The organism is Pseudomonas sp. 15A4 (assembly GCF_016925575.1).
Classification (GTDB): domain Bacteria; phylum Pseudomonadota; class Gammaproteobacteria; order Pseudomonadales; family Pseudomonadaceae; genus Aquipseudomonas.
In genome coordinates, this window is the sequence record NZ_CP068986.1 from 2,447,310 (window position 1) to 2,466,749 (window position 19,440).

Annotated in this window: 22 protein-coding genes and 2 pseudogenes; 15 read left to right on the forward strand and 9 right to left on the reverse strand. The window is 60.0% G+C overall.

Annotated features, from left to right (window positions below; translation table 11 throughout):
- Nucleotides 1-138 precede the first annotated feature (138 nt).
- A pseudogene (locus JN403_RS10990) lies at nucleotides 139-1,490 on the forward strand (DEAD/DEAH box helicase).
- A 125-nt stretch (nucleotides 1,491-1,615) separates the two neighbouring features.
- Nucleotides 1,616-1,939, forward strand: a complete 324-nt coding sequence (locus JN403_RS10995; RefSeq protein ID WP_205486975.1) for a hypothetical protein — start codon at nucleotides 1,616-1,618, stop codon at nucleotides 1,937-1,939.
- A gap of 17 nt (nucleotides 1,940-1,956) precedes the next feature.
- Here the strand turns inward: JN403_RS10995 and JN403_RS11000 are convergent, their stop codons facing one another.
- The 4 genes from JN403_RS11000 to JN403_RS11015 all read right to left on the reverse strand — a co-directional run bounded on the left by JN403_RS11000 (nucleotide 1,957) and on the right by JN403_RS11015 (nucleotide 4,648).
- Entirely contained in the window at nucleotides 1,957-2,829 is an 873-nt protein-coding gene (locus tag JN403_RS11000) for a DUF6279 family lipoprotein (protein ID WP_122536617.1), read from the reverse strand.
- A 63-nt stretch (nucleotides 2,830-2,892) separates the two neighbouring features.
- Nucleotides 2,893-3,636, reverse strand: coding sequence for a TorF family putative porin (locus JN403_RS11005; protein WP_122536616.1), 744 nt, complete (start codon nucleotides 3,634-3,636; stop codon nucleotides 2,893-2,895).
- A gap of 79 nt (nucleotides 3,637-3,715) precedes the next feature.
- Complete coding sequence (locus JN403_RS11010; RefSeq protein WP_240356890.1) at nucleotides 3,716-4,282, reverse strand: hypothetical protein; 567 nt, start codon at nucleotides 4,280-4,282, stop codon at nucleotides 3,716-3,718.
- Nucleotides 4,283-4,468: 186 nt separating this feature from the next.
- The gene (locus JN403_RS11015; protein WP_037012170.1) at nucleotides 4,469-4,648 is read right to left on the reverse strand and encodes a hypothetical protein; all 180 of its coding nucleotides are present in this window, start codon (nucleotides 4,646-4,648) and stop codon (nucleotides 4,469-4,471) included.
- A gap of 370 nt (nucleotides 4,649-5,018) precedes the next feature.
- Here JN403_RS11015 and JN403_RS11020 point away from each other — a divergent pair, with 370 nt between their 5' ends.
- Nucleotides 5,019-5,855, forward strand: coding sequence for a S1-like domain-containing RNA-binding protein (locus JN403_RS11020; RefSeq protein ID WP_122622291.1), 837 nt, complete (start codon nucleotides 5,019-5,021; stop codon nucleotides 5,853-5,855).
- A gap of 62 nt (nucleotides 5,856-5,917) precedes the next feature.
- Here the strand turns inward: JN403_RS11020 and JN403_RS11025 are convergent, their stop codons facing one another.
- Nucleotides 5,918-6,298, reverse strand: coding sequence for a hypothetical protein (locus JN403_RS11025; protein WP_065992698.1), 381 nt, complete (start codon nucleotides 6,296-6,298; stop codon nucleotides 5,918-5,920).
- Between the two features lie 372 nt (nucleotides 6,299-6,670).
- Between JN403_RS11025 and JN403_RS11030 the strand changes: the two are divergent.
- The 3 genes and pseudogenes from JN403_RS11030 to def form a co-directional block, all read left to right on the forward strand.
- Nucleotides 6,671-6,859 (forward strand): annotated as a pseudogene (locus JN403_RS11030) (CsbD family protein); the annotation flags it as partial.
- Between the two features lie 269 nt (nucleotides 6,860-7,128).
- Nucleotides 7,129-8,127 carry a YihY/virulence factor BrkB family protein gene (locus tag JN403_RS11035; protein ID WP_205486977.1) on the forward strand — a complete coding sequence of 333 codons (999 nt, stop codon included), beginning with the start codon at nucleotides 7,129-7,131 and terminating at the stop codon, nucleotides 8,125-8,127.
- A gap of 60 nt (nucleotides 8,128-8,187) precedes the next feature.
- A complete protein-coding gene (gene def / locus JN403_RS11040) occupies nucleotides 8,188-8,727 on the forward strand; it encodes a peptide deformylase (RefSeq protein WP_065992704.1) in 540 nt (179 codons plus the stop codon).
- A 3-nt stretch (nucleotides 8,728-8,730) separates the two neighbouring features.
- On the opposite strand, the gene JN403_RS11045 is transcribed toward def, so the two are convergent.
- Both JN403_RS11045 and JN403_RS11050 read right to left on the reverse strand, forming a co-directional pair.
- The gene (locus JN403_RS11045; RefSeq protein WP_205486978.1) at nucleotides 8,731-9,558 is read right to left on the reverse strand and encodes a class I SAM-dependent methyltransferase; all 828 of its coding nucleotides are present in this window, start codon (nucleotides 9,556-9,558) and stop codon (nucleotides 8,731-8,733) included.
- A 112-nt stretch (nucleotides 9,559-9,670) separates the two neighbouring features.
- Complete coding sequence (locus JN403_RS11050; RefSeq protein WP_205486979.1) at nucleotides 9,671-10,084, reverse strand: GNAT family N-acetyltransferase; 414 nt, start codon at nucleotides 10,082-10,084, stop codon at nucleotides 9,671-9,673.
- 123 nt (nucleotides 10,085-10,207) lie between these two features.
- On the opposite strand from JN403_RS11050, the gene JN403_RS11055 reads away from it, so the two are divergent.
- From JN403_RS11055 to JN403_RS11085, 7 genes are all read left to right on the forward strand, one after another.
- A complete protein-coding gene (locus tag JN403_RS11055) occupies nucleotides 10,208-11,149 on the forward strand; it encodes a fatty acid desaturase (RefSeq protein ID WP_205486980.1) in 942 nt (313 codons plus the stop codon).
- A gap of 29 nt (nucleotides 11,150-11,178) precedes the next feature.
- Nucleotides 11,179-11,958: a PhnD/SsuA/transferrin family substrate-binding protein gene (locus JN403_RS11060; protein WP_205486981.1), complete on the forward strand. Its 780-nt coding sequence runs from the start codon at nucleotides 11,179-11,181 to the stop codon at nucleotides 11,956-11,958.
- Between the two features lie 117 nt (nucleotides 11,959-12,075).
- Nucleotides 12,076-12,585 carry a sigma-70 family RNA polymerase sigma factor gene (locus JN403_RS11065; protein WP_205486982.1) on the forward strand — a complete coding sequence of 170 codons (510 nt, stop codon included), beginning with the start codon at nucleotides 12,076-12,078 and terminating at the stop codon, nucleotides 12,583-12,585.
- A 73-nt stretch (nucleotides 12,586-12,658) separates the two neighbouring features.
- Nucleotides 12,659-13,672: an ABC transporter substrate-binding protein gene (locus JN403_RS11070; protein ID WP_205486983.1), complete on the forward strand. Its 1,014-nt coding sequence runs from the start codon at nucleotides 12,659-12,661 to the stop codon at nucleotides 13,670-13,672.
- Nucleotides 13,673-13,948: 276 nt separating this feature from the next.
- Nucleotides 13,949-14,440 (forward strand): GNAT family N-acetyltransferase, encoded by a 492-nt coding sequence (locus tag JN403_RS11075; RefSeq protein ID WP_240356892.1) that lies wholly within the window; start codon nucleotides 13,949-13,951, stop codon nucleotides 14,438-14,440.
- Between the two features lie 313 nt (nucleotides 14,441-14,753).
- On the forward strand, nucleotides 14,754-15,248 hold the full coding sequence (locus tag JN403_RS11080; RefSeq protein ID WP_163027815.1) for a hypothetical protein: 495 nt from the start codon (nucleotides 14,754-14,756) through the stop codon (nucleotides 15,246-15,248).
- Between the two features lie 59 nt (nucleotides 15,249-15,307).
- Nucleotides 15,308-15,745, forward strand: a complete 438-nt coding sequence (locus tag JN403_RS11085) for a nucleoside deaminase (RefSeq protein ID WP_122535463.1) — start codon at nucleotides 15,308-15,310, stop codon at nucleotides 15,743-15,745.
- 342 nt (nucleotides 15,746-16,087) lie between these two features.
- Here JN403_RS11085 and JN403_RS11090 read toward each other — a convergent pair whose 3' ends face one another.
- Both JN403_RS11090 and JN403_RS11095 read right to left on the reverse strand, forming a co-directional pair.
- Nucleotides 16,088-16,690 carry a LysE family translocator gene (locus tag JN403_RS11090; protein WP_205486984.1) on the reverse strand — a complete coding sequence of 201 codons (603 nt, stop codon included), beginning with the start codon at nucleotides 16,688-16,690 and terminating at the stop codon, nucleotides 16,088-16,090.
- A 54-nt stretch (nucleotides 16,691-16,744) separates the two neighbouring features.
- Nucleotides 16,745-17,581, reverse strand: a complete 837-nt coding sequence (locus JN403_RS11095; protein ID WP_205486985.1) for an AraC family transcriptional regulator — start codon at nucleotides 17,579-17,581, stop codon at nucleotides 16,745-16,747.
- Nucleotides 17,582-17,841: 260 nt separating this feature from the next.
- Here JN403_RS11095 and JN403_RS11100 point away from each other — a divergent pair, with 260 nt between their 5' ends.
- Nucleotides 17,842-18,183 (forward strand): hypothetical protein, encoded by a 342-nt coding sequence (locus tag JN403_RS11100; RefSeq protein ID WP_205487288.1) that lies wholly within the window; start codon nucleotides 17,842-17,844, stop codon nucleotides 18,181-18,183.
- 41 nt (nucleotides 18,184-18,224) lie between these two features.
- Nucleotides 18,225-19,406, forward strand: a complete 1,182-nt coding sequence (locus JN403_RS11105) for a PQQ-dependent sugar dehydrogenase (RefSeq protein ID WP_205486986.1) — start codon at nucleotides 18,225-18,227, stop codon at nucleotides 19,404-19,406.
- The last annotated feature ends 34 nt before the right edge of the window (nucleotides 19,407-19,440 follow it).

Genomic DNA, 19,440 nt, shown 5'->3' on the forward strand with positions numbered 1-19,440 from the left:
GCATTGATAGGGAAGCGAGGGCAGGGTAGGCCAAATCCGGTAACAAAATAGGCCCTTTGAGCTAAAGAGACTCGGCGAATCAGGCGTAAACCGGTACCCTATGCGACTGTTTTTTTGTATTACGCCGAGGTAACACCCGTGTTCTCCCAATTCGCCCTGCACGAACGCCTGCTAAAAGCCGTGGCCGAACTCAATTTCGTCGAGCCTACGCCTGTGCAAACAGCGGCCATTCCGCTGGCGCTGGAAGGACACGATCTACGGGTGACGGCGCAGACCGGCAGCGGCAAGACTGCCGCGTTCGTATTACCGATGCTCAATCGCCTGATGGGCCCGGCCAAGGTTCGCGTCGACATCCGCGCCGTGATCCTGCTGCCGACCCGCGAGCTAGCCCAGCAGACGCTCAAGGAAGTGGAACGTTTCTCTCAGTTCACCTTCATCAAGGCCGGCCTGATCACCGGCGGCGAAGACTTCAAGGTCCAGGCGGCGATGCTGCGCAAGGTTCCGGACATCCTGATCGGTACGCCGGGCCGCCTGCTGGAGCAACTCAACGCGGGCAACCTCGACCTCAAGCAGGTGGAATTGCTGGTCCTCGACGAAGCCGACCGCATGCTTGACATGGGCTTTGCCGAAGACGTCGAGCGTCTGGCCGGCGAATGCGCCAATCGTCAGCAGACCATGCTGTTCTCGGCCACCACCGGTGGCTCGGGCTTGCGCGAAATGATCGGCAAAGTCCTGAAAGACCCCCAGCATCTGCAGGTCAACAGTGTCAGCGAACTGGCCCCGGGCACCCGTCAGCAGATCATCACTGCCGACCACAACGTGCACAAAGAGCATGTGCTCAACTGGCTGCTGGCCAACGAGACCTACCAGAAAGCAATCATCTTCACCAACACGCGCGCCATGGCCGACCGCATTTACGGCCGCCTCGTGGCGCTCGAGTACAAAGCGTTCGTGCTGCACGGCGACAAAGACCAGAAGGACCGCAAGCTGGCGATCGATCGTCTGAAGCAGGGCGGCGTGAAGATTCTGGTGGCGACCGATGTCGCGGCCCGTGGTCTGGACGTCGACGGCCTGGACATGGTCATCAACTTCGACATGCCGCGCACCGGTGACGACTATGTTCACCGCATCGGCCGCACCGGCCGTGCCGGTGGCGAAGGGCTGGCGATCTCGCTGATCACCCACGGTGACTGGAACCTGATGTCCAGCATCGAGCGCTACCTGAAGCAGAAGTTCCAGCGCCGCACGATCAAGGAAGTCAAAGGCACCTACACCGGGCCGAAGAAGGTCAAGGCGTCAGGCAAGGCTGTTGGCGTGAAGAAGAAAAAACCGATGGCAAAGGTGACAAGAAGGGCGACAAAAAGAAAGCCGTCGCCAAGGGCCCGACCAAACGCAAATCGGTAAATCGTCCGAAGGCCGAGCCTTTGGTCAGCCAGGACGGGATGGCGCCGCTGAAAAAGCGTGTCACGCGTCCGCCCGTCGCTGAATAATCTGCTTCTGCCTCCCGGCCAGCCCGCTGAACGGCTGGCCCTCCGCTGGGTCACAACCACTGAGCATCAAGCCCGATGACCGGACGTCACGGGTATTGCCCTGTTGGCCCACTGGAGGTTGAAACATGTCTAAACGATACGACTGGGACCTGATCGAGCGTCTGCTGCACCACGTACAAAACAGCGTTGCAATCGACGATGCGTCAGACACCCATGCCGCAGAGTTGAGAGCGCTGTTGCTCGAACGCGGGTTCATTGCCGCCCACACCAGCGGTGCAGGTGGGAGTGGCGAAGGCGCTACCCTCACCGCAAACGGCGCGAGCCTGCTGGCGATGATCGACAGCAGCATTCCGGGCAATGACCATCCGCGTCAGGTGCTGGATGAACAGGCCGACGCGCTGGATCCGGCCACTTTTGACGAAGTGGCCTCAAAGGCGCAAATCGCCTGATCCCGAAAGCGTCCTGATCAGGACGCTTTTTTCATGCTCTTGTAGCAACTCAAATCCGTGAAGTCCTTGCGCACGTCGGCGATCTTCGCCAGCAACTTCTGCCGTTGATCCGCCGTACTCTGCGCCATCAGGTCTGCAATGAGGGAAATGGCTGCCTGCTCGGTATGGTCGTAGGTCGCGCGGTACTCAGGTGTCCAGAAGGTCTGACGATCCTGCAACAGACTGGCGATTTTCTGATCGAAATCGGGGGCCTTGCGCTGTTTCACCGCCGCCAGCAACAGCGACTGCCAATGCGCGCGGTTGTCGATCCATAACCGATTCTGCTCGCCCAGCGACGTCGACCACTGCATCACTCGCGCCTGCTGCGCGGCATTCAGCTTGCCCATCCACGGCGTCAGCCGTTTCTCCATGCGTTGAGCGCGTTCACTGATCTGCTTGTCCAGCGGCTGGTCGACGTACTCGTCCTCATGCTTGCGCAGGTCCTTGGCGAACGCGGTTTGCATCTCGCCCACTTGCTGATCGTCCAGCTGACGCAGCAGCTCGACCGCCGACGGCGTGATTTCTTTGGAGAGGGTGGCGATGGCTTGCCGCGCTTCGGCGGTGCGTGCCTTGAGCTGCTCTTGATTGACCTGGTTGTTTTCGACCATCCCTTGCAGACGGTCAAGCCAGTCGAGGTAACCGGGAATCTGGGTGGTGCAGTGCCAGCTCAAATGCTCCTTCAAGCGCTCATCGAGCCAGTCTTTCTGCGACGCGTTCATGTCCAGGTAGTCGTTGAGCGACCAGGGGATGATGAAGTCCAGATGCCGATACGTCAGTCCGATCTGACTGCACCCTGCCAGCAGCGTCAGGCTCAGCCATAGCGAAATAAAGGTCTTCAACACAATGCCCATGACTGCTCCTTGCCGGTTCGTCTCCCCGTTATAGAGCAAGTCAGGTCATGGCGGTTCAACCCATCAGAAAAACGAGCGCACAACCTTGAGCGTGACGGTGCTTTCGCACTGCGTGTTGTGCCCGCTGTAAGCGCTGCAATCGGCGCCGGTCAGGCTCGAACCGCTGTACATCAGGTTCATGTCCATGCCCAGCACGGGGCGCGACACGTTGAAGGACCAGTCGCTGTAGGCATTGACCACGCCGCCGCCGTCGATGATCGAAGGCGAGTCAAGCTGGTGATTGCCGTACTGCATGCGCAGGTCCAGGCCCAGCGGAATCATGCTGCCCAGGTCGAGGAACAGGGTGCTGTCCTGCCGGCCGGCGTCAGTGCTGAAGGCGGTGCCGATGCGGCTGTCGAAAATGCGAAAACCGGCGTAAAGCTCATGACTGTCGAGCTGAGCGGTGTTTGGGTAGCTGTAGCGAATGACACCCAGTTCATAGCCGAGGGTTTTGTCGAAGGGCTTCTTGAACCCCATGTAGGAATCGACTTCCAGCGAAGTATCGGGCGCTAGCCCGGTGCTGGGGGACCATTGCCCGAAGTAGAAGCCGCTGTCGTGGGTCAGGTCGAGTCCGCCATGGAATTTGGAATCGGCACCGCTCGGCGTCACCAGGCCCTGGGCCATGGTGCGGCTGGGCGTGGTGCCGAGCTTCAGGCTGAAGTCGCCCAGCTCCCGCTCGATGACTTGAGCGCTGGCGGCGTGATGCATGAGAGCGGCGCAGGCAAACACCGCACCGGTCCAACGGTTGAAACAGCGAGCATAAGGCATGCTTCACTCCTTTCAGGTTTCAGAGGAGTGGGTCGAAGGTATCTGTGCTGGCAGCGAATGGCCCGACAAGAACCGCGATCTAGAGCGTCGCAAGGATACCGCCGATTGGCGATATCTCGCGACCATTGGTCGATTCGATGCAGATGGGCTGAATGTAGCGATCAGTTCCCGGGGAAATCAGCTGATTGACGACGATCAACGCTTGGGGGAAAGAGGGGTAACCACTGGTGGCGACATCGAGCTTTTCGTACCTGGCACGGCAGGCGCGGGCCTTTTCCTCATCTTCCTTTCCCGCCCGTTGTGCCTGTAAGGCGATGGCCAGCGGATAGTTGCGATCGGCCGAGTCATCGAGCTTGGCATCAACCTGTTTCGCGCTGGCGTTCTGACGCAAGAGCAGTATCGCCTGGTAAAACTCCGCTTCGCCGGATGTGTCCTCGCGCGCTGCCCGCTCAAGCAGCGCGCTGGCAAGCTCGTCGTTTTCGGCGCGGCGCTCGTTGATCAGCAGCTTGGCCTGGAGCATGTCGTTCTGATACAGCAGATAGTTGGCCCGGCATGCGCTGCCTGCCACCGAGGTGTCGCAACCGTGGGTCGCACAGCCGGTCAGCCCGAGGCTAAGCAGGGCGCCGATGATCATCCGTTTGTTCATAGCGGTTTCCGCAGAGACGTCAGCAGATCAGGGTATCGTCCGTTCTTACCCATGACCCATGCATAGCAGCATCAATGAGCGGTCATGTGACGAGAGTAAAGCAGAGCTTTGTACAGCGAGGGAGCGATAGACCTGGCGCTTTGTGATCAAAGCGCCTGGATGTCGACCGCGGAGGCGGGAGAAAATTTACTTTTTGCCGAGGGAGATCTGTTTGGATGGGCCGAAGGTCTGGCCGCTGACACCTTTGGCGATCTGCTGGATCTCGCCACCGGATTTCAGGAAAGCTGCAATTTGTGCGTTGATCGAATCGCTGGTCTCAACGGCAGGAGCTGGCTTGGCTTTCGAGTTGGATGCTTTTACACGCATGGCTGCAATTGACCTATATAAATTTAATACGGCCGGCCATCCTATCGGAATTGGCCGGAAATTGCTTGGGTATTATCGGACGAGGGGAGGGCTGCTCATCGCGATGAGCAGCGGAAACATTTCCTGAGATGAGCCGCTAAATGACTGTTTTAATTGCGATGTTCAACATGGCTTTCTCTTAAATCGAGCCAGCGTTCAAGGCGGCAACGACGCTCAGCGACCTGACGAATGGCTTGCGTCCGGCATTCTCTGCGCAGAGTCGTTCACCAACCCGTTGATTTTCAAGGTCGCGAGCTGACGTCAGTGGCCAATCCGGAATGCCCGTCCGAATTCGGGTAGAATGCCGCCCACGTAACGAGGGTATCTGCACATGGCTTTAGTCGGGCGCTACAACAGTTTGCAAGTGGTTAAACACACCAACTTCGGTTTATATCTGGACGGGGCACAAGACGGCGAAATTTTGCTGCCCAACCGATATATTCCCAAAGATATTCCCAGCGAAGATGAAGACTGGCTCAACGTCTTTATTTATCTGGACAGCGATGACAAGTTAATCGCCACCACCGAGAAACCCAAGGTTCAGGTGGGTGAATTTGCCAGCCTCAAAGTGGTTGAAGTCAACAGCATTGGCATCTTTCTGGATTGGGGCCTGCCCAAGGATTTGCTGCTGCCGTATTCGGAAGAAAAGCAGCCGCTGAAAGCCGGTGATTACTGCGTGGTGCATGTCTACCTCGACAAACACACCCGCCGCATCACCGCGACCACGCGTCTGGATCGCTATCTGGACAAGGCGCCGGCGAACTATTCAGTCGGGCAGGAAGTGGACTTGCTGGTCGCCGAAGAGACCGCGATGGGTTTCAAGGCAATCATCAACAACAAGCACTGGGGCCTGATTCACAAGAATGAGGTGTTCAAGTTCCTGCGTTCGGGCAAACAGGAAAAAGGCTTCATCAAGGAAGTGCGCAGCGACGGCAACATCAGCCTGAGTCTGCAGCCGGTGGGCGAACAGCTTGCCAGCAGCCTCAACGCGCAAATCCTTGGCAAATTGCGCGACAACAACGGGGTGCTGCCTGTCAGTGACAAGAGCGATCCACAGGTCATCAGCAATCTGTTCGGCGTCAGCAAAGGCAACTTCAAGAAAGCGATCGGTGCACTGTACAAACAGGGCCAGATCGTCATTCACGCCGACCGTATCGAACTGGTCTGACGTGATACTCGGCTGCAGCGCGGGTTGATCTGCGCTGCGGCCGTCTGATTAGCCTTGCCCGATCACTTCTGTACGAAACTGGCGAAGCTCAGATTCGCGCCGTTCGGGCGCATGTCCTTCAAGTACGAATCCTTGTCCGCCGAAAGCTCCAGGCTCACGGTGGACTTGCGCTTGCCTTCATTGCGAACCACCACTGCGTCTTTTTGATCGCGCAGGAACTTGGTCGTCACCTTCAGGTGAATCAACTCATCGGTGCTGGGCGTGTGCAGAAGCAAATGCAGCCACTCGTACTGACCCACCGCCAGACGGCTCATGGGCAAATCAAACCACCAGATATTGCGCTTGGGGTCGAGCACGGCGAAGTGCGTGTTGTTGGTGCCGAGCACGGCGCCGCCGAGCTGTTCATTACGGCGCGCAATGGCTTGCTGCTTATCGAGTTTCATAACATTCCTGGATCACGGTCTCGTCAACCTGGCCCGACGCCCTGAGCGCCGCCGGTTCGGTCGCGCATTCTCCGGGGTTCTCGGGGAAACATAAAGGCAAAATTCGCGAGCTCCAACAGGGACGCTGAGCGTCCCGGGATGCGTTACCACGCAGAGCGTGGGAGCGATCAAAATGTCAGCGCCTCGACTGTCCTCTTCCCGGCTGAAGCCGGTCCCACTAAAACCACCGAGTGCCTGTAGGACCGGCTTCAGCCGGGAAGCTCTTGACCTGCTTAACGCACCCTCGCGAAATAATTGAACCTCTGATTCACCGCTCCGGTCAGTTCTAGTGTCGAGTTAATGACATCCTATTCTCACCCTGGAGTGAACCCTATGAGCAGCACTGGCGATAAAATCAAAGGCATGGCTAACGAAGCAGTGGGCAACGTCAAGCAGGGCGTTGGCAAAGTGACCGACAACGACAAACTGCGTGCCGAAGGCAAAGCGCAAGAAATCAAAGGCGAAGCGCAACAAACCGTTGGCGACGCAAAAGACGCTGTGAAAAAGGCGTCGACAAGGTCTGAATCCCTTGCGCCCGGAGCCCGCATGCTCCCGGCGACCAGATTCGCAACACCGTAACGGCCATCCTCTGATGGCCGTTATCATTTGCGTCGCCGACCGCCTGAAACACATCAAATGTAGCCAATACCCCGGGCGCCCTGTAAAAAGCCTGCCCGTTCGGGCAACTGACGGAATTTCAACGCATTTGCCCGCTCGTATGCATACCGCTTGTAGAAACGCCTGAATCAATAACCGTGCTTCGGCTACATCTGTGTCGCGAAGGAGACGCCATGATATTCCCGGACTTGCGCCAGCTCAGCATCAAGACAGTGTTGGTCAGAACGGTCAAAGAGTTTCTCGATGACGAGATGTCGACCTACGCCTCGGCACTGGCCTACCAGATGCTGTTTTCGCTGTTCCCGTTCCTGCTCTTCCTTATCGCCCTGATCGGTTTCCTGCACCTGCCGGACTTTTTCAGCTGGTTGCGACTGCAGTCCGAGCTGGTTCTGCCGCCCCAGGCCCTCGATCAGGTGAACCCGGTCATTGACCAGTTGCAACAGTCCAAGGGCGGTCTGCTGTCAATCGGTATCGTCATCGCGCTGTGGACCGCTTCGGCCGGCGTGCGGCTGATGATGAGCGCCATGAATGCCGCGTATGACGTGGTCGAAGCGCGTCCGGCCTGGAAGCGCATCCCGCTCTCGGTGTTCTACACCATTGGCATCGCCGGGATGTTGCTCACGGTTGCGGCGCTGATGGTCACCGGCCCGCAGGTCATGAACTGGCTCGCCGCGCAGATTGGCATGGAAGATTTCATCGTCACACTGTGGACGATTCTGCGCTGGCCGCTGATTATCCTGCTGCTGATGGTGGCGGTGGCGATCATGTATTACGTGATGCCCGACGTTAAGCAGAGCTTCCGCTTCATTACCCCAGGCTCAGTGCTTGCAGTTGTGGTGTGGATCGTAGCTTCGCTGGGCTTTGCCTATTACGTGAAGACATTCGCTGACTACAACGCGATGTACGGCAGCATCGGCGCGATCATCGTGCTGCTGCTGTATTTCTACATCTCCGCAGCGGTGTTGTTGCTGGGCGCTGAGATGAACGCTGTCATCGAGCACATGTCAGCCGAAGGCAAAGAAAAAGGTGAGAAGGAAGAGGGCGAGCGCGATGGGATGTCCGATTTTAATACGGTCCACCTCAAGCAGCACGTTTCCGGACTCGGCCGCGATCACAGCCATGACCAAGACTACACCCCAACGCCACCGGTGTTGAAAACCGACAAATTCTGATCACGCTCAAGGCACACGGCGCCTGCTTTTGGCGCCGTTGTCCGTTGCAGAGGGCCCGCAATGATTCGCGAAATTCTGAAAATGGGCGACGAGCGCTTGCTGCGCATTGCGCCACCTGTCCCCGAGTCGATGTTCGGCTCCCGTGAGCTGAAGACGCTTATCGAAGACATGTTCGAAACCATGGAAAGCGTCGGCGGTGTCGGCCTGGCCGCGCCGCAGATCGGCATTGACCTGCAATTGGTGATCTTCGGTTTCGAGAGCAGCGACCGTTATCCGGATGCAGAAGCCGTCCCCCAGACCATCCTGCTCAATCCGCTGATCACACCGCTGGAGCAAACCCTGGAAGAGGGCTGGGAAGGCTGTCTGTCCGTCCCGGGCCTGCGTGGTGTGGTGGACCGCTACGAGCACATTCGCTACGAGGGTTTCGACCCGGACGGCAAGCTTATCCAAAGGGAAGCCCGCGGGTTTCATGCGCGGGTCGTTCAGCATGAGTGCGATCACCTGATCGGCCGCCTGTACCCGTCACGCATTACCGACTTCAGCCGCTTCGGCTTTATCGAAGTGCTGTTCCCGGGAATGGACCCGAACGCGGACGAATAACGGCTAGTTCTTCGCCTTGATGAACCGCAGGGTCATGCGATCGGATTCGCCGATCGCCAGATACTTCGCCTTGTCCTGTTCGCCCTTGACCAACGCCGGCGGCAGTGTCCAGACCCCATCAGGATAGTCTTTGGTGTCCTTGGGGTTGGCATTGATTTCGCTCTCGGCCGCCAGCTTGAAACCGGCCTTCTGCGCCAGTTTCACCACATAGTCCGTCGGCAGATAGCCGTTCTTTTCGTTGTCCTTGGCGGTGGTGCCGGGTTTGGCCCGGTGGTCGACCACGCCGAGCGTCCCGCCCGGCTTCAATACTTCGTAAAACGCCTTGAATGTCGCCGCTTCGTTGCCGGCATCGACCCAGTTGTGCACGTTGCGGAAGGTCAGCACGGTGTCGGCCGAGCCTGGCTTGCCGAAGACCGGCGCCTCGGGCGCATAAGCCACGAGCTCGACCTTGCTGTAATGGGCAGGGTCGGCGGCGTATTTTTGCTTCAGGCTGTCGGCGGATTTCTTCGCGTAATCGCTGATGGCGGGGTCGACGATGGCAGCAACGTAATGCCCCTTGTCTTTGAGCAGTGGCGCCAACAGTTCGCTGTACCAGCCATTGCCCGGCGTGATTTCGATGACCGTCTGATCAGGGCGCAGGCCGAAGAATTTCAGCGTCTGCTCGGGGTGCCGGTATTGATCGCGTGCGGCATTTTGCGGGACTCGCCAGTCGCCGCTGAGGACGCTCGCGAACTGCGCGTGAGTCACTGTGGATTCAGGCGCAGCGCTCGCCGCCGCCAAGCCTGTCGCCGAAAGTGCCGCAAGAGAGAGAACCATAAGCGCCGGTTTCATGTGCATCCTGCTCAACCAAGAAATGATCGGCGAGGCTAGCACGCAAGGCCGGGCCTGCGATGGCACGTTTGGTTTGGTTTACCGCAGGAAAAGTTCTAAGCCTGTCAGCCGGTCAATCAGCGCTGCGCACAAGCGAGATCAACGGCTTGGTCTGTCGATAACGCGCCAGCCGTGGGGCCAGTTCCTGCGGCAAGTCCTCAACCTCAACGAAGCCGATCCGCTGATAAAACCCGCTCAACGCTGGCTCACAGAACAGCCAGACGCTCCCTTTAACCGATATCAACGCTGCCGCGATCAACCCTGCTGCGACACCGCGCCCGCGCTCGGCCGGCGCAACGAACAACCCGGTCAACCAGTGCCCACCCGCAACAGGCGTCAGGCATAAGGCGCCAACAATGTCCGGCTGGCGCGCCACCCATATCTGCGCCTCGCCTCTGGCACGCATGGGCGAGCGATGGGCGCGGTAAAACTTCTCCAGCAACGGACGCTGCAGGTCGGGGAGGGGCAAGAACTGAATGTCGGGCATGTGCGCTGGGCGTCGAATCAAGGTCGGCTTGGGCGCATCGTTCTACCCTCATAACCAATCGATCTACAAGTTTTTCCTGCGTCGTTGCACAACCGGTTATCAGCCCGAATGCAGGAACCGGCAATGCCCAACTACCTGGACGACGCGCAGCGCGAAGAGATCAAGCGTCTGCGTGCAAGCTTTACGGGCCGTACGGAATGGCCGACCTGGTTGCTGCTGATTGGTGTGTTCACAGGCTGGCCGACGTTGCTGGTTGCCAGTCCGCACCTGGGCGTGTGGCCCACAACGCTGTTGATGATCCCGCTGCTGGTGCTGTGGATGTCGGTGCAACACGAGGTGCTGCACGGCCACCCGACCCGTTCGTTGCGCCTGAACAAGCTGCTCGGTTACGCGCCCTTTGCGGTGTGGTATCCGTACACGCTGTATCGCGACACCCATATGCAGCATCACTGCGATGAAGACCTGACCGTTCCCGGTCGCGATCCGGAAAGCCGCTACTTGAGCCAGCTGGACTGGAAGCAGACCGGCACGCTGATGCGTGTGTTGCGGTGGCTCGACAAGACGCCGCCGGGGCGTCTGGTGTTTGGTGTGCCGTTGGCGCTGAGCAGTCTGATCGTTGGCGAAACCCGGCGATTGCTGCGTGGCGAGCGTCAGGCCTGGGCGATGTGGTCTACCCACGGTGGAGTGCTGGTGCTGATGTTTTTATTCATTGAGCATTACAGCGCGATCTCGGCCGTGCATTACGTGATCTTCTGCAGCGTACCGGCGCTGGCGGTGTCGATGGTTCGCTCCTATTACGAGCACCGCCCCGGCGAGCAACCCCAGGAGCGCACGGTGATCAACGAAGCCTCCTGGCCATGGGCCTGGCTGTTTCTGAACCTGAACCTGCACCTCGTCCACCACGACTTGCCCGGCCTGTCGTGGTATCACATGCCGGTCGTGTATCGGGCGCGGCGCGAGCAGTGGCTGGCGCGCAGCGGCGGATTTCTGGTGGCCGGTTACGCGGAACTCTTTCGTCGCCACAGCTTCAATCCTATCGACAGCCCGCAACATCCCCATGTTTGAAACCCCAGGTCTGATGAGGAACACCGAACATGCCCCAAGGCTTCGCCGAACTGTTGATGTACGTCGCGCCGCCGCGCGTTCAGCAGGCGCAAGAGCAGTGGCTGAGACGAACAGTGGAAATCCTTGGCGTGGAGCGTCTCGATGCGCAGGCTTTGGACCTGAAAGCGCTGTGGCTGTCGCCGCACTTGCTGCTGGCCCAAACCTGCGGTTATCCGCTGATGACGGAATTGCAGGGCAAGGTGCAGGTGGTCGGGCGGCCTGTTTATCAGTTGCCCCACAGCGCCGATGGCAACCATTGCAGCCTGATGGTCGCCCGTGAGGACGATCCGCGTCAGGCCCTCGTCGAGTTCAGAGGCAGTCATGGCCTGCTGAATTCGCGGGATTCCAATTCCGGCATGAACCTGTTCCGCCACGCCCTGGCGCCGCTTCAACGGAATGGGGTGTTTTTTGCTGATGTCACGCTGACCGGTGGTCATCGCAACAGTCTCGCCGCGATCAAGGCGGGGGATGGTGATCTGGCCGCCATCGACAGCGTGACCTTCGACTATCTGGCCCGCGACCGCAGCGAGGAAGTCGCCGGTTTGAAGGTGATTGCTCGTACGGCGGAGGGGCCGTGCCTGCCCTACATCACGCGGCTCCGCGCCGATGCCGATGCCATCCGCGCGGCGATGAATCAAGCGCTGAGCGAACTCCCCGATGTCGCACGCGTGTTGGCGATTAGCGAGGTGTTACCGGCAAGTGAGCCCGATTACGAGGTGCTGCTCGGTTACCAGCAGCAGGCTGTATCCCTGGGGTTGCCGTTGCTTTAGTTATTCCTTGATGATCTATAAGAATCACTTTTAAGTATTTTTACTGCATAACCGCGCTTGCTAGCATGGCCTCTCGGAAAGTCCCGATGATAAAAATTTCAGGGCAGGGGATGTCTTATGGCTGGCGCCGACGTTATGCATCGCCACTACCTCAGCGAACTCTTTGTGCAGCACCATGCGTGGCTGTGCCTGCGCCTGCGTCGGCTGCTCGACTCCGAGCAGAGCGCCGAAGACGTCGCCTCCGAAACCTTTCTGCAATTGCTGGCCTCGCCCAACGTCGTGCCCATCCGGGACCCGCGCGCGCTGCTGACCACCATCGCCCAGCGGCTGGTGTATGAGCGCTGGCGGCGGCGTGATCAGGAGCGCGATTATCTGGAGGGCTTGGCCCTGGAAGACGCTGTTCCTTTTGCGTCCGCAGAAAGCCACGCCGCCACGCTGCAAATCCTTGATCGTCTGGATCGACGCCTTGACCGCCTGCCTGCAAAGATCAAATCAACCTTTGTGCTCTCGCGCCGCGGCGGGCTGACCTATCCTGAAATTGCCGCGCAGCTGGGCATTTCCCGGCGTTCGGTGAGCGACTACATGGATCAGGCTGAAACCTGTTGCCGCCGCGCTTGTCTGGAATAAAGCGTGTGCTGTGCCCGGCCAACTGTGCCAAACCGATTGAGCTCCTCCCATCCCCGAGCGACGAGAGACATCCATGACACCAATCAAAAAACTGCTGGGCGGCTCGCTGCTGGCACTGGCTGCCCTGACGGGCTCGGCGTACGGCGCAGAAAAGACCGCGCCGATTCATTTCGGTGACATTACGTGGGAGAGCGGCAGCCTGATCACCGAAATCCTGCGCACCATCGTGGAAAAAGGCTACGGCTATCCCACCGACACACTGCCCGGCAGCACGGTGAGTCTGGAAGCGGCGCTGGCGAAGAACGACATTCAGGTGATCGGCGAAGAGTGGGCCGGTCGCAGCCCTGCGTGGGTCAAGGCCGAGGCCGAGGGCAAGGTCCACGGCCTAGGCAATATCGTCAAAGGCGCGACAGAAGGCTGGTGGGTGCCGGAGTTCGTGATCAAGGGCGACCCGGAGCGCGGCATCAAACCGCTGGCGCCGGACCTGAAATCGGTATCCGACCTGCCCAGATACAAGGACGTGTTCAAGGACCCGGAATCCCCGGACAAGGGCCGCTTCCTCAACAGCCCGACTGGCTGGACGTCGGAGATCGTCAACACCCAGAAGCTCAAGGCCTACAAGCTCACTGACAGCTACGTGAACTTCCGTACCGGTTCCGGCGCGGCGCTGGATGCTGAAGTCGCATCGTCCATCCGTCGCGGCAAGCCGGTGTTGTTCTACTACTGGTCACCGACGCCGCTGCTGGGTCGCTTCAAGCTGATCAAGCTGGAAGAGCCGCCATTCAACGAAGCCGCGTGGAAAACCCTATCCGACGCCAGCAATCCCAACCCCATCGGCTCCAGCTCCCTCGCTGCCCACTTGGCCATCGGCGTGTCGGAACCGTTCCGTCAGCAGTACCCGGATCTGGTGAGCTTCTTCGAGAAGGTGGACCTGCCCATCGATCAGTTGAACAAAACGTTGGGCGAGATGAGCGAGAAGCGCCAGGAACCGAGCGTCGTCGCGAAAAGCTTCCTGAAGGATCATCCGGACGTCTGGACCGCCTGGGTGCCGGCCGAGGTTGCCAGCAAGGTGAAGGCGGGCCTGTAAGCGCTTTCTCTTCAAACTGTGGGGCAAGTGGGTTGCCGCTTGTCCCTCAGGCAACCCTTTCCTGTAGGAGTGAGCTTGCTCGCGATATAAGACGGAACATTCGCTGAATCTCCACGAGCTGTACTGACGTCTTCGCGAGCAAGCTCACTCCTACAGTGATCGCGTGTACATTACCCCCCACGCAATCATTACCGCGGCCAACAACCCTGACTGGCGACGATGCTCGCCGTGCGCCAAGCTCAAGGCGTGTAACGATCCTCTCGCGAGCCCGCGATCATGAACCCTCTATTCCTTCCCCTGCATACCGAACGCCTGATCCTGCGCGAGCTCACCCCAGACGACACTCCGGCGCTGGCGCAAATTCTGGGCGATGCCGAAGTGATGCGCCATTCGGTAGCGGGGGTGTTATCGGAAAAGGCGACGGGCGAGTTCATTGACTGGTGCCGGATGTCCTACCGTGAACGCGGCTTTGGTCCCTGGGCGGTGGTGGAGCAATCCACATCAACCCTGGCTGGCTTCTGCGGTCTCAATGCCGAGCGTGTGGATGAGAAGGACGAGGTCGACATTGGTTACCGGCTCGCGACCGGGTTCTGGGGGAAAGGCCTGGGCACCGAAGCAGCCCGCAGCGCGATGTCTTACGGCTTTGAACAGCTGGGCTTGTCATCGCTGATCGCCATCGTCCAGCCGACTAATCTCGCGTCGGTCAATGTGATCAAAAACTCGGTTTCGGCGGGTTCGTCCACAGCCAGTATCACCGACAGGGCGTGAGGATTTACCGCATGACCGCGCAGCAATGGGCCTCTGTCGTCTAATGTAAGTGTCCGGTTTAACCAAGATCCCTGTAGGACCGGCTTCAGCCGGGAAGACGTGAGGCGGCGCAATGCAGAACTCATCGTGTACACACTGGCCTCTTCCCGGCTAAAGCCGGTCCCACAAGGTACCCATTGCTCGGCCGCAAATCGCTCACCGATGGATATCTCGCCCCTCAACTGTTAGCGTCCAGCAGACAATCAAAGCGTTGATCACCGATAAAAAGTCGCCGGGAGAGGACATGGGATATTGCAGATCGACAGCAATGACGATGATGAAGGCGTCACTCGGGCTAACGCTGTTGGGCGTGATGGCCCTGCATAACGTGACATTGGCCGGCGAAACCGCACCCGCACCCGCACCTGTGGCCGGGGATTCCGCGCTGACCTTCGTACAGGATCGGCATCTGGGCGAGAGTCTGGGCTGGCTGGGTTATCAGGTCGCTTCCCACACAGTAACCTTCGCCACGATTGTTGAGACCGTCGGCCGCACCAAGGCCCAGGAAATCGTGCAGGACGAGTTGCAAAGCCTGCAGCCGCAGTATCAGCAGGAATGGGACCGCAACCTCGCGGCCGCCTACGCCGCATCCTTCAGCCCCGAAGAGCTGAAGGCGCTGGACGCTGCAGACCCGGCGCCAGATGTCGCCAACAAATTCCGCAACAAGCAGCGCGACGTTGGCGCTGACATGAAGGACCGCTCCAGTGAGCTTCTCAAGGTTTACGTGTCCACCGCGCTGGACAACGCGCTGAAAAAAGCCAAGCCTTGAGCGCGCGTTTTTAGAAGCGTTTTTTCGATCATCCCCCGTCACAAAGGAAAGGAGAGACCATGGACCCGTTCATGCAAGCGGCCATTGATGAGGCGCAGAAGGGCCTGGACGAAGGCGGTATTCCGATCGGCTCGGTCATCGTCCACGACGGCAAGATCATCGGCCGTGGCCACAATCGTCGCGTCCAGGAAGGCAGCGCCATCAAGCACGGCGAAATGGACGCCTTCGAAAACGCCGGCCGCCAGCCCGCCCGCGTTTACCGCGAAGCCACGCTTTACACCACCCTGTCACCCTGCGCGATGTGCAGCGGCGCGATCCTGCTGTATGGCATCCGCAAAATCATCGTCGGCGAACATGAGACGTTTATGGGTGAGGAAGAATTGCTCAAGTCCCGTGGCGTGGAAGTGAACGTGCTGCACGACGCGACCTGCGTCGGACTGATGAAGCAATTTATCGCGGACAAGCCTGAGCTGTGGAATGAGGACATCGGCGAGTAGTCAGCGTCAGGCCTGATTTTGATCAGGCGACAAACACCATCCATGTGGGAGTGACCGGGGTGGCCCTCACCTTGCTCTCAAAGATAGGCCGGGTCATCTGGCCAGATCACTGCAAGTAAGCCTTCGCGAGCAAGCTCGCTCCCACAAGACTGTGGCTGACATGAGATCTCGACCCGTGCAGAAAACTTGTGGGAGTGAGCTTGCTCACGAATGCGGTGGGTCAGGCGAGAAGGGGTAGCCCAGGCAGACCGCTTTCGTGAGAAAGGTGGAATGCCACCCCGGTCACTCCCATGGTTTGTGCGTAGGCAGATCCATCGAATGCCTCCAGGCCCCGCCCGCGATTCACACCACCAACGTCAGCCACGCCGACACCAGCAACAGCACCGCCATCACCTGATTGAAGCGCTTCATGCTGTTCGCCGAGCGGCAGAATTTCGCGGCGCTGACGCCCAGCCAGGCCCAGGCGCTCATGCACGGGATCGACACCAGGAAGAACGCCAGCGACAGCCACATCACCCTCAGCATGCGGTCGGCGTCAGTGCCCGCAAAGACGCTGACAACGGCCAGCGCCATCATCCAGGTTTTCGGGTTGACCAGTTGCAGGCTCGCTGCGCCCCACAGGCCCAGGGTCGGACCGCTGCGGGTTTGCGTCCGGTCGACTGCTTCGGCGGGCGCGCTGAAGATCTGCCACGCCAGCCAGGTCAACCAGCCAATGCCGATCCATGACATCAGCGTTTGTACCTGCCGATGCCGCGCCAGCACGTCGCCCAGCCCGGTGCCGACCATCAGCACCAGCAACGCCGCGCCGGCGCAGGCCCCCAGCACAATCGGCAGCGTGCGCAACAGGCCGTAGCGCGAGCTGTTGGTCAGTACGAGAATGTTCGTCGGCCCGGGCGTGATGGAAGCGACGAAGGCGAACAGGAGGAAGGGCAGGAGGGTTTGCATAAGGCCACTCGGCGGTCATTGATCGTGGAGCAATGATCGGCGCGCAGTCGGCGGTCAGTCTGGAACGTTTGAGCAGCGTCGGCGGTAGTCTGCGGGGGTCATGCGATAGGCGCGCTGGAACCAGCGGCCCAGATGGCTTTGGTCGGCAAAACCCAAGGCCGCCGCGACGCTGACAGGTGCCTCGCCCCGCGCCAGTAGATGCCGGGCGCGGGTCAGGCGCAACTGGATCAGGTAGGCATGGGGCGCCATGCCGAACGCAGCCTTGAACGCGCGGCTCAGGCGGAAACGGTCCACGCCGGTCACTCGGGCCAGATCATCCAGACCGATGTCCTGATGCAAGTGGCTGTGCAGATAATCACGGGCTCGCTGGGCCACCAGCGGAAGGCGCGGATCGGGGGTGATCACGGTCCGCCACCGCAAGTGGCTGGTCAGGTTGGCGAGCAGGTGATCCAGCGCGGTCTGGCGGACGATCCGCAGTTCGTCGTGGTGCATCGCTTCGAAGGCGTTGGCGGTGGCGATGGCCAGGCGCGGGTCTTCCGCCAGCGTCGCGGCGAAGCTCAGTTGGGCGTTGTCCGGCGCTTCTTCAAACTGCGCGCGTAACTCCCGGTCCAGCCAGCGCGGGTCGAGGTACAACGTGCGGTAGGTGAAGCCGCCCGCTTCCGGGGCGGTGCCGTCATGGATGTCGCCCGGTTCGAGCAGAAACACCTGGCCCGGCGTGCTGTTGTGCTGCTGCCGACGGCAATTGAATTGCTGCAGACCCTGTTCGGTGATGCCCACCAGATAACTGTCGTGCCAGTGCGGATCGTAGGCATGGCCCTCGAAATGCGCGCGCACGGTCTCGATGCCGGACGTGGCGTCCTGCTTGAGCTCGATCCAGTTGCGCTCGGACATCGCGGTGCCTCTGAAAGGGCTGGTTTTGATAGGCGGTCGGTCAATCCTGAATACGTTACCGCGCCGCTTACGGCAGGTCTGGAAGAATCGTGCAGCGGGCGACGAAGTGTCGGCGCACGTCAAGGTCCTGCGGGTCGCCGACTACTCTTGTTACAAAGCGAAAGGTCCTACACGTTGCTCATCCACCGTGACAGCGCGAACCTACGCGCTCGATCGCCATCAAAGACCGGAATCGTTACCCATCCCACAGAAGGTAAATGATGAACCCTTTTCCGCGACGCCTTGCCGTCGTCCTGCTCGGCGGGCTCCTGTCGGCCGGGCTGGCACAGGCCGATGATCACACCGCGCACTCGCCGCCGCTTCTAGCGGCCGCCGGTTACCCGAGCCGCTCGATCAACGTTCCCGACAACGGCGCCGTGCGCCGCGCCAACCCCAACAGCCGCCAGGGCACCGAGTCCATTGCGCCGCGTGTCGGTGGCCCGAATCTCGGACCGACTCAGCCACGTCCGCCCACCCTTGAAAACGGTGGCATCGGCAACGGTTACCCAACCCGGCAACAACCCTCTCGACCTTCCGGGGATACCGACCGCCGCAGCAACTGAAACCACTGCCAGCCTCTCTTCCATTTCAGAAGGAATTGCCTATGTTGCGCGCTACCCCTTTTCATAAGCTCGCCCTCCGCAAAACCCTGCTAGCGACCCTCTGTGCCTCCGCGTTATTGGGCTTCTCCGTCCAGGCCACTGCCGCGACCTACCAGAGCGAGAACGGCACGCTGACCGTCGATGAGGTCGTCGGCGGTTTGCAGCATCCGTGGGCGGTTGCGTTTCTGCCGAACGCCCAAGGCATGCTGGTCACCGAGCGCACGGGCAACCTGCGTCGGGTGATGCCTGACGGCAAGTTGTCGGCGCCGATCTCCGGCGTGCCGAAGGTCTGGGTGCAAGGGCAGGGCGGTTTGCTGGACGTTGAGTTGTCGCCCGATTTCGCCAAGGACCGCATGGTGTACCTGACCTACTCCGAGGCCGCCAGCGATGGTAAAACCGGCGGCACGGCGGCGGGGCGCGCAAGGCTGTCGGAGGACATGACCAAGCTGGAAGGCTTTACGCGCATCTTCCAGCAGCAGCCGAAACTGTCGGTAGGCAACCACTTAGGCTCGCGCATCGTCTTTGATCGCGACGGCTACATGTTCATCGCCCTGGGCGAGAACAACGACCGCGCCACGGCTCAGGACCTCGACAAGCTGCAGGGCAAGGTCGTGCGCCTGTACCCCGACGGCACCGTGCCCAAGGACAACCCTTTTGTCGGCCAGAAGAACGTGCGCCCGGAAATCTGGAGCTACGGTCATCGTAACCAACAGGGCGCCGCACTCAACCCCTGGACCGGCACGCTGTGGACCAACGAGCACGGCCCGCGTGGCGGCGACGAAATCAACATCATCGAACGCGCCGCCAATTACGGCTGGCCGATCTCGACCTTCGGCATCGACTACAGCGGCGAGCCGATCTCCGAGTCCAAGGGCAAGATCGTCGAGGGCGTGAAAAACCCCTTCCATGTGTGGGAGAAGTCCCCAGGCATCAGCGGCATGGCGTTCTACGACTCAAGCACGTTCAAGGCGTGGGACCATAACGTCTTCATCGGTGCGCTGGCGTCCGACGAGCTGATTCGTCTGGAGCTCAAGGACGACAAGGTCGTGCACGAAGAGCGTCTGCTCGGCGAGCTCAAGTCGCGCATCCGCGACGTGCGGCAAGGGCCGGACGGGTACGTGTATGTGCTGACGGACGAGGATGACGGAAAGTTGCTGAAGGTTGGGTTGAAGGTGGAGCAGTAGGCTCATGTAATCTATGCAGCTCATTTCTATTTTA

What these genes read in the sequence shown, in the direction of transcription:
- JN403_RS10995 (WP_205486975.1), top strand. Translation starts at nt 1,616, where the DNA reads ATGTCTAAACGATACGACTGGGACCTGATCGAGCGTCTGCTGCACCAC.
- JN403_RS11000 (WP_122536617.1), bottom strand. Translation starts at nt 2,829, where the DNA reads ATGGGCATTGTGTTGAAGACCTTTATTTCGCTATGGCTGAGCCTGACG.
- JN403_RS11005 (WP_122536616.1), bottom strand. Translation starts at nt 3,636, where the DNA reads ATGCCTTATGCTCGCTGTTTCAACCGTTGGACCGGTGCGGTGTTTGCC.
- JN403_RS11010 (WP_240356890.1), bottom strand. Translation starts at nt 4,282, where the DNA reads ATGAACAAACGGATGATCATCGGCGCCCTGCTTAGCCTCGGGCTGACC.
- JN403_RS11015 (WP_037012170.1), bottom strand. Translation starts at nt 4,648, where the DNA reads ATGCGTGTAAAAGCATCCAACTCGAAAGCCAAGCCAGCTCCTGCCGTT.
- JN403_RS11020 (WP_122622291.1), top strand. Translation starts at nt 5,019, where the DNA reads ATGGCTTTAGTCGGGCGCTACAACAGTTTGCAAGTGGTTAAACACACC.
- JN403_RS11025 (WP_065992698.1), bottom strand. Translation starts at nt 6,298, where the DNA reads ATGAAACTCGATAAGCAGCAAGCCATTGCGCGCCGTAATGAACAGCTC.
- JN403_RS11035 (WP_205486977.1), top strand. Translation starts at nt 7,129, where the DNA reads ATGATATTCCCGGACTTGCGCCAGCTCAGCATCAAGACAGTGTTGGTC.
- def (WP_065992704.1), top strand. Translation starts at nt 8,188, where the DNA reads ATGATTCGCGAAATTCTGAAAATGGGCGACGAGCGCTTGCTGCGCATT.
- JN403_RS11045 (WP_205486978.1), bottom strand. Translation starts at nt 9,558, where the DNA reads ATGAAACCGGCGCTTATGGTTCTCTCTCTTGCGGCACTTTCGGCGACA.
- JN403_RS11050 (WP_205486979.1), bottom strand. Translation starts at nt 10,084, where the DNA reads ATGCCCGACATTCAGTTCTTGCCCCTCCCCGACCTGCAGCGTCCGTTG.
- JN403_RS11055 (WP_205486980.1), top strand. Translation starts at nt 10,208, where the DNA reads ATGCCCAACTACCTGGACGACGCGCAGCGCGAAGAGATCAAGCGTCTG.
- JN403_RS11060 (WP_205486981.1), top strand. Translation starts at nt 11,179, where the DNA reads ATGCCCCAAGGCTTCGCCGAACTGTTGATGTACGTCGCGCCGCCGCGC.
- JN403_RS11065 (WP_205486982.1), top strand. Translation starts at nt 12,076, where the DNA reads ATGGCTGGCGCCGACGTTATGCATCGCCACTACCTCAGCGAACTCTTT.
- JN403_RS11070 (WP_205486983.1), top strand. Translation starts at nt 12,659, where the DNA reads ATGACACCAATCAAAAAACTGCTGGGCGGCTCGCTGCTGGCACTGGCT.
- JN403_RS11075 (WP_240356892.1), top strand. Translation starts at nt 13,949, where the DNA reads ATGAACCCTCTATTCCTTCCCCTGCATACCGAACGCCTGATCCTGCGC.
- JN403_RS11080 (WP_163027815.1), top strand. Translation starts at nt 14,754, where the DNA reads ATGATGAAGGCGTCACTCGGGCTAACGCTGTTGGGCGTGATGGCCCTG.
- JN403_RS11085 (WP_122535463.1), top strand. Translation starts at nt 15,308, where the DNA reads ATGGACCCGTTCATGCAAGCGGCCATTGATGAGGCGCAGAAGGGCCTG.
- JN403_RS11090 (WP_205486984.1), bottom strand. Translation starts at nt 16,690, where the DNA reads ATGCAAACCCTCCTGCCCTTCCTCCTGTTCGCCTTCGTCGCTTCCATC.
- JN403_RS11095 (WP_205486985.1), bottom strand. Translation starts at nt 17,581, where the DNA reads ATGTCCGAGCGCAACTGGATCGAGCTCAAGCAGGACGCCACGTCCGGC.
- JN403_RS11100 (WP_205487288.1), top strand. Translation starts at nt 17,842, where the DNA reads ATGAACCCTTTTCCGCGACGCCTTGCCGTCGTCCTGCTCGGCGGGCTC.
- JN403_RS11105 (WP_205486986.1), top strand. Translation starts at nt 18,225, where the DNA reads ATGTTGCGCGCTACCCCTTTTCATAAGCTCGCCCTCCGCAAAACCCTG.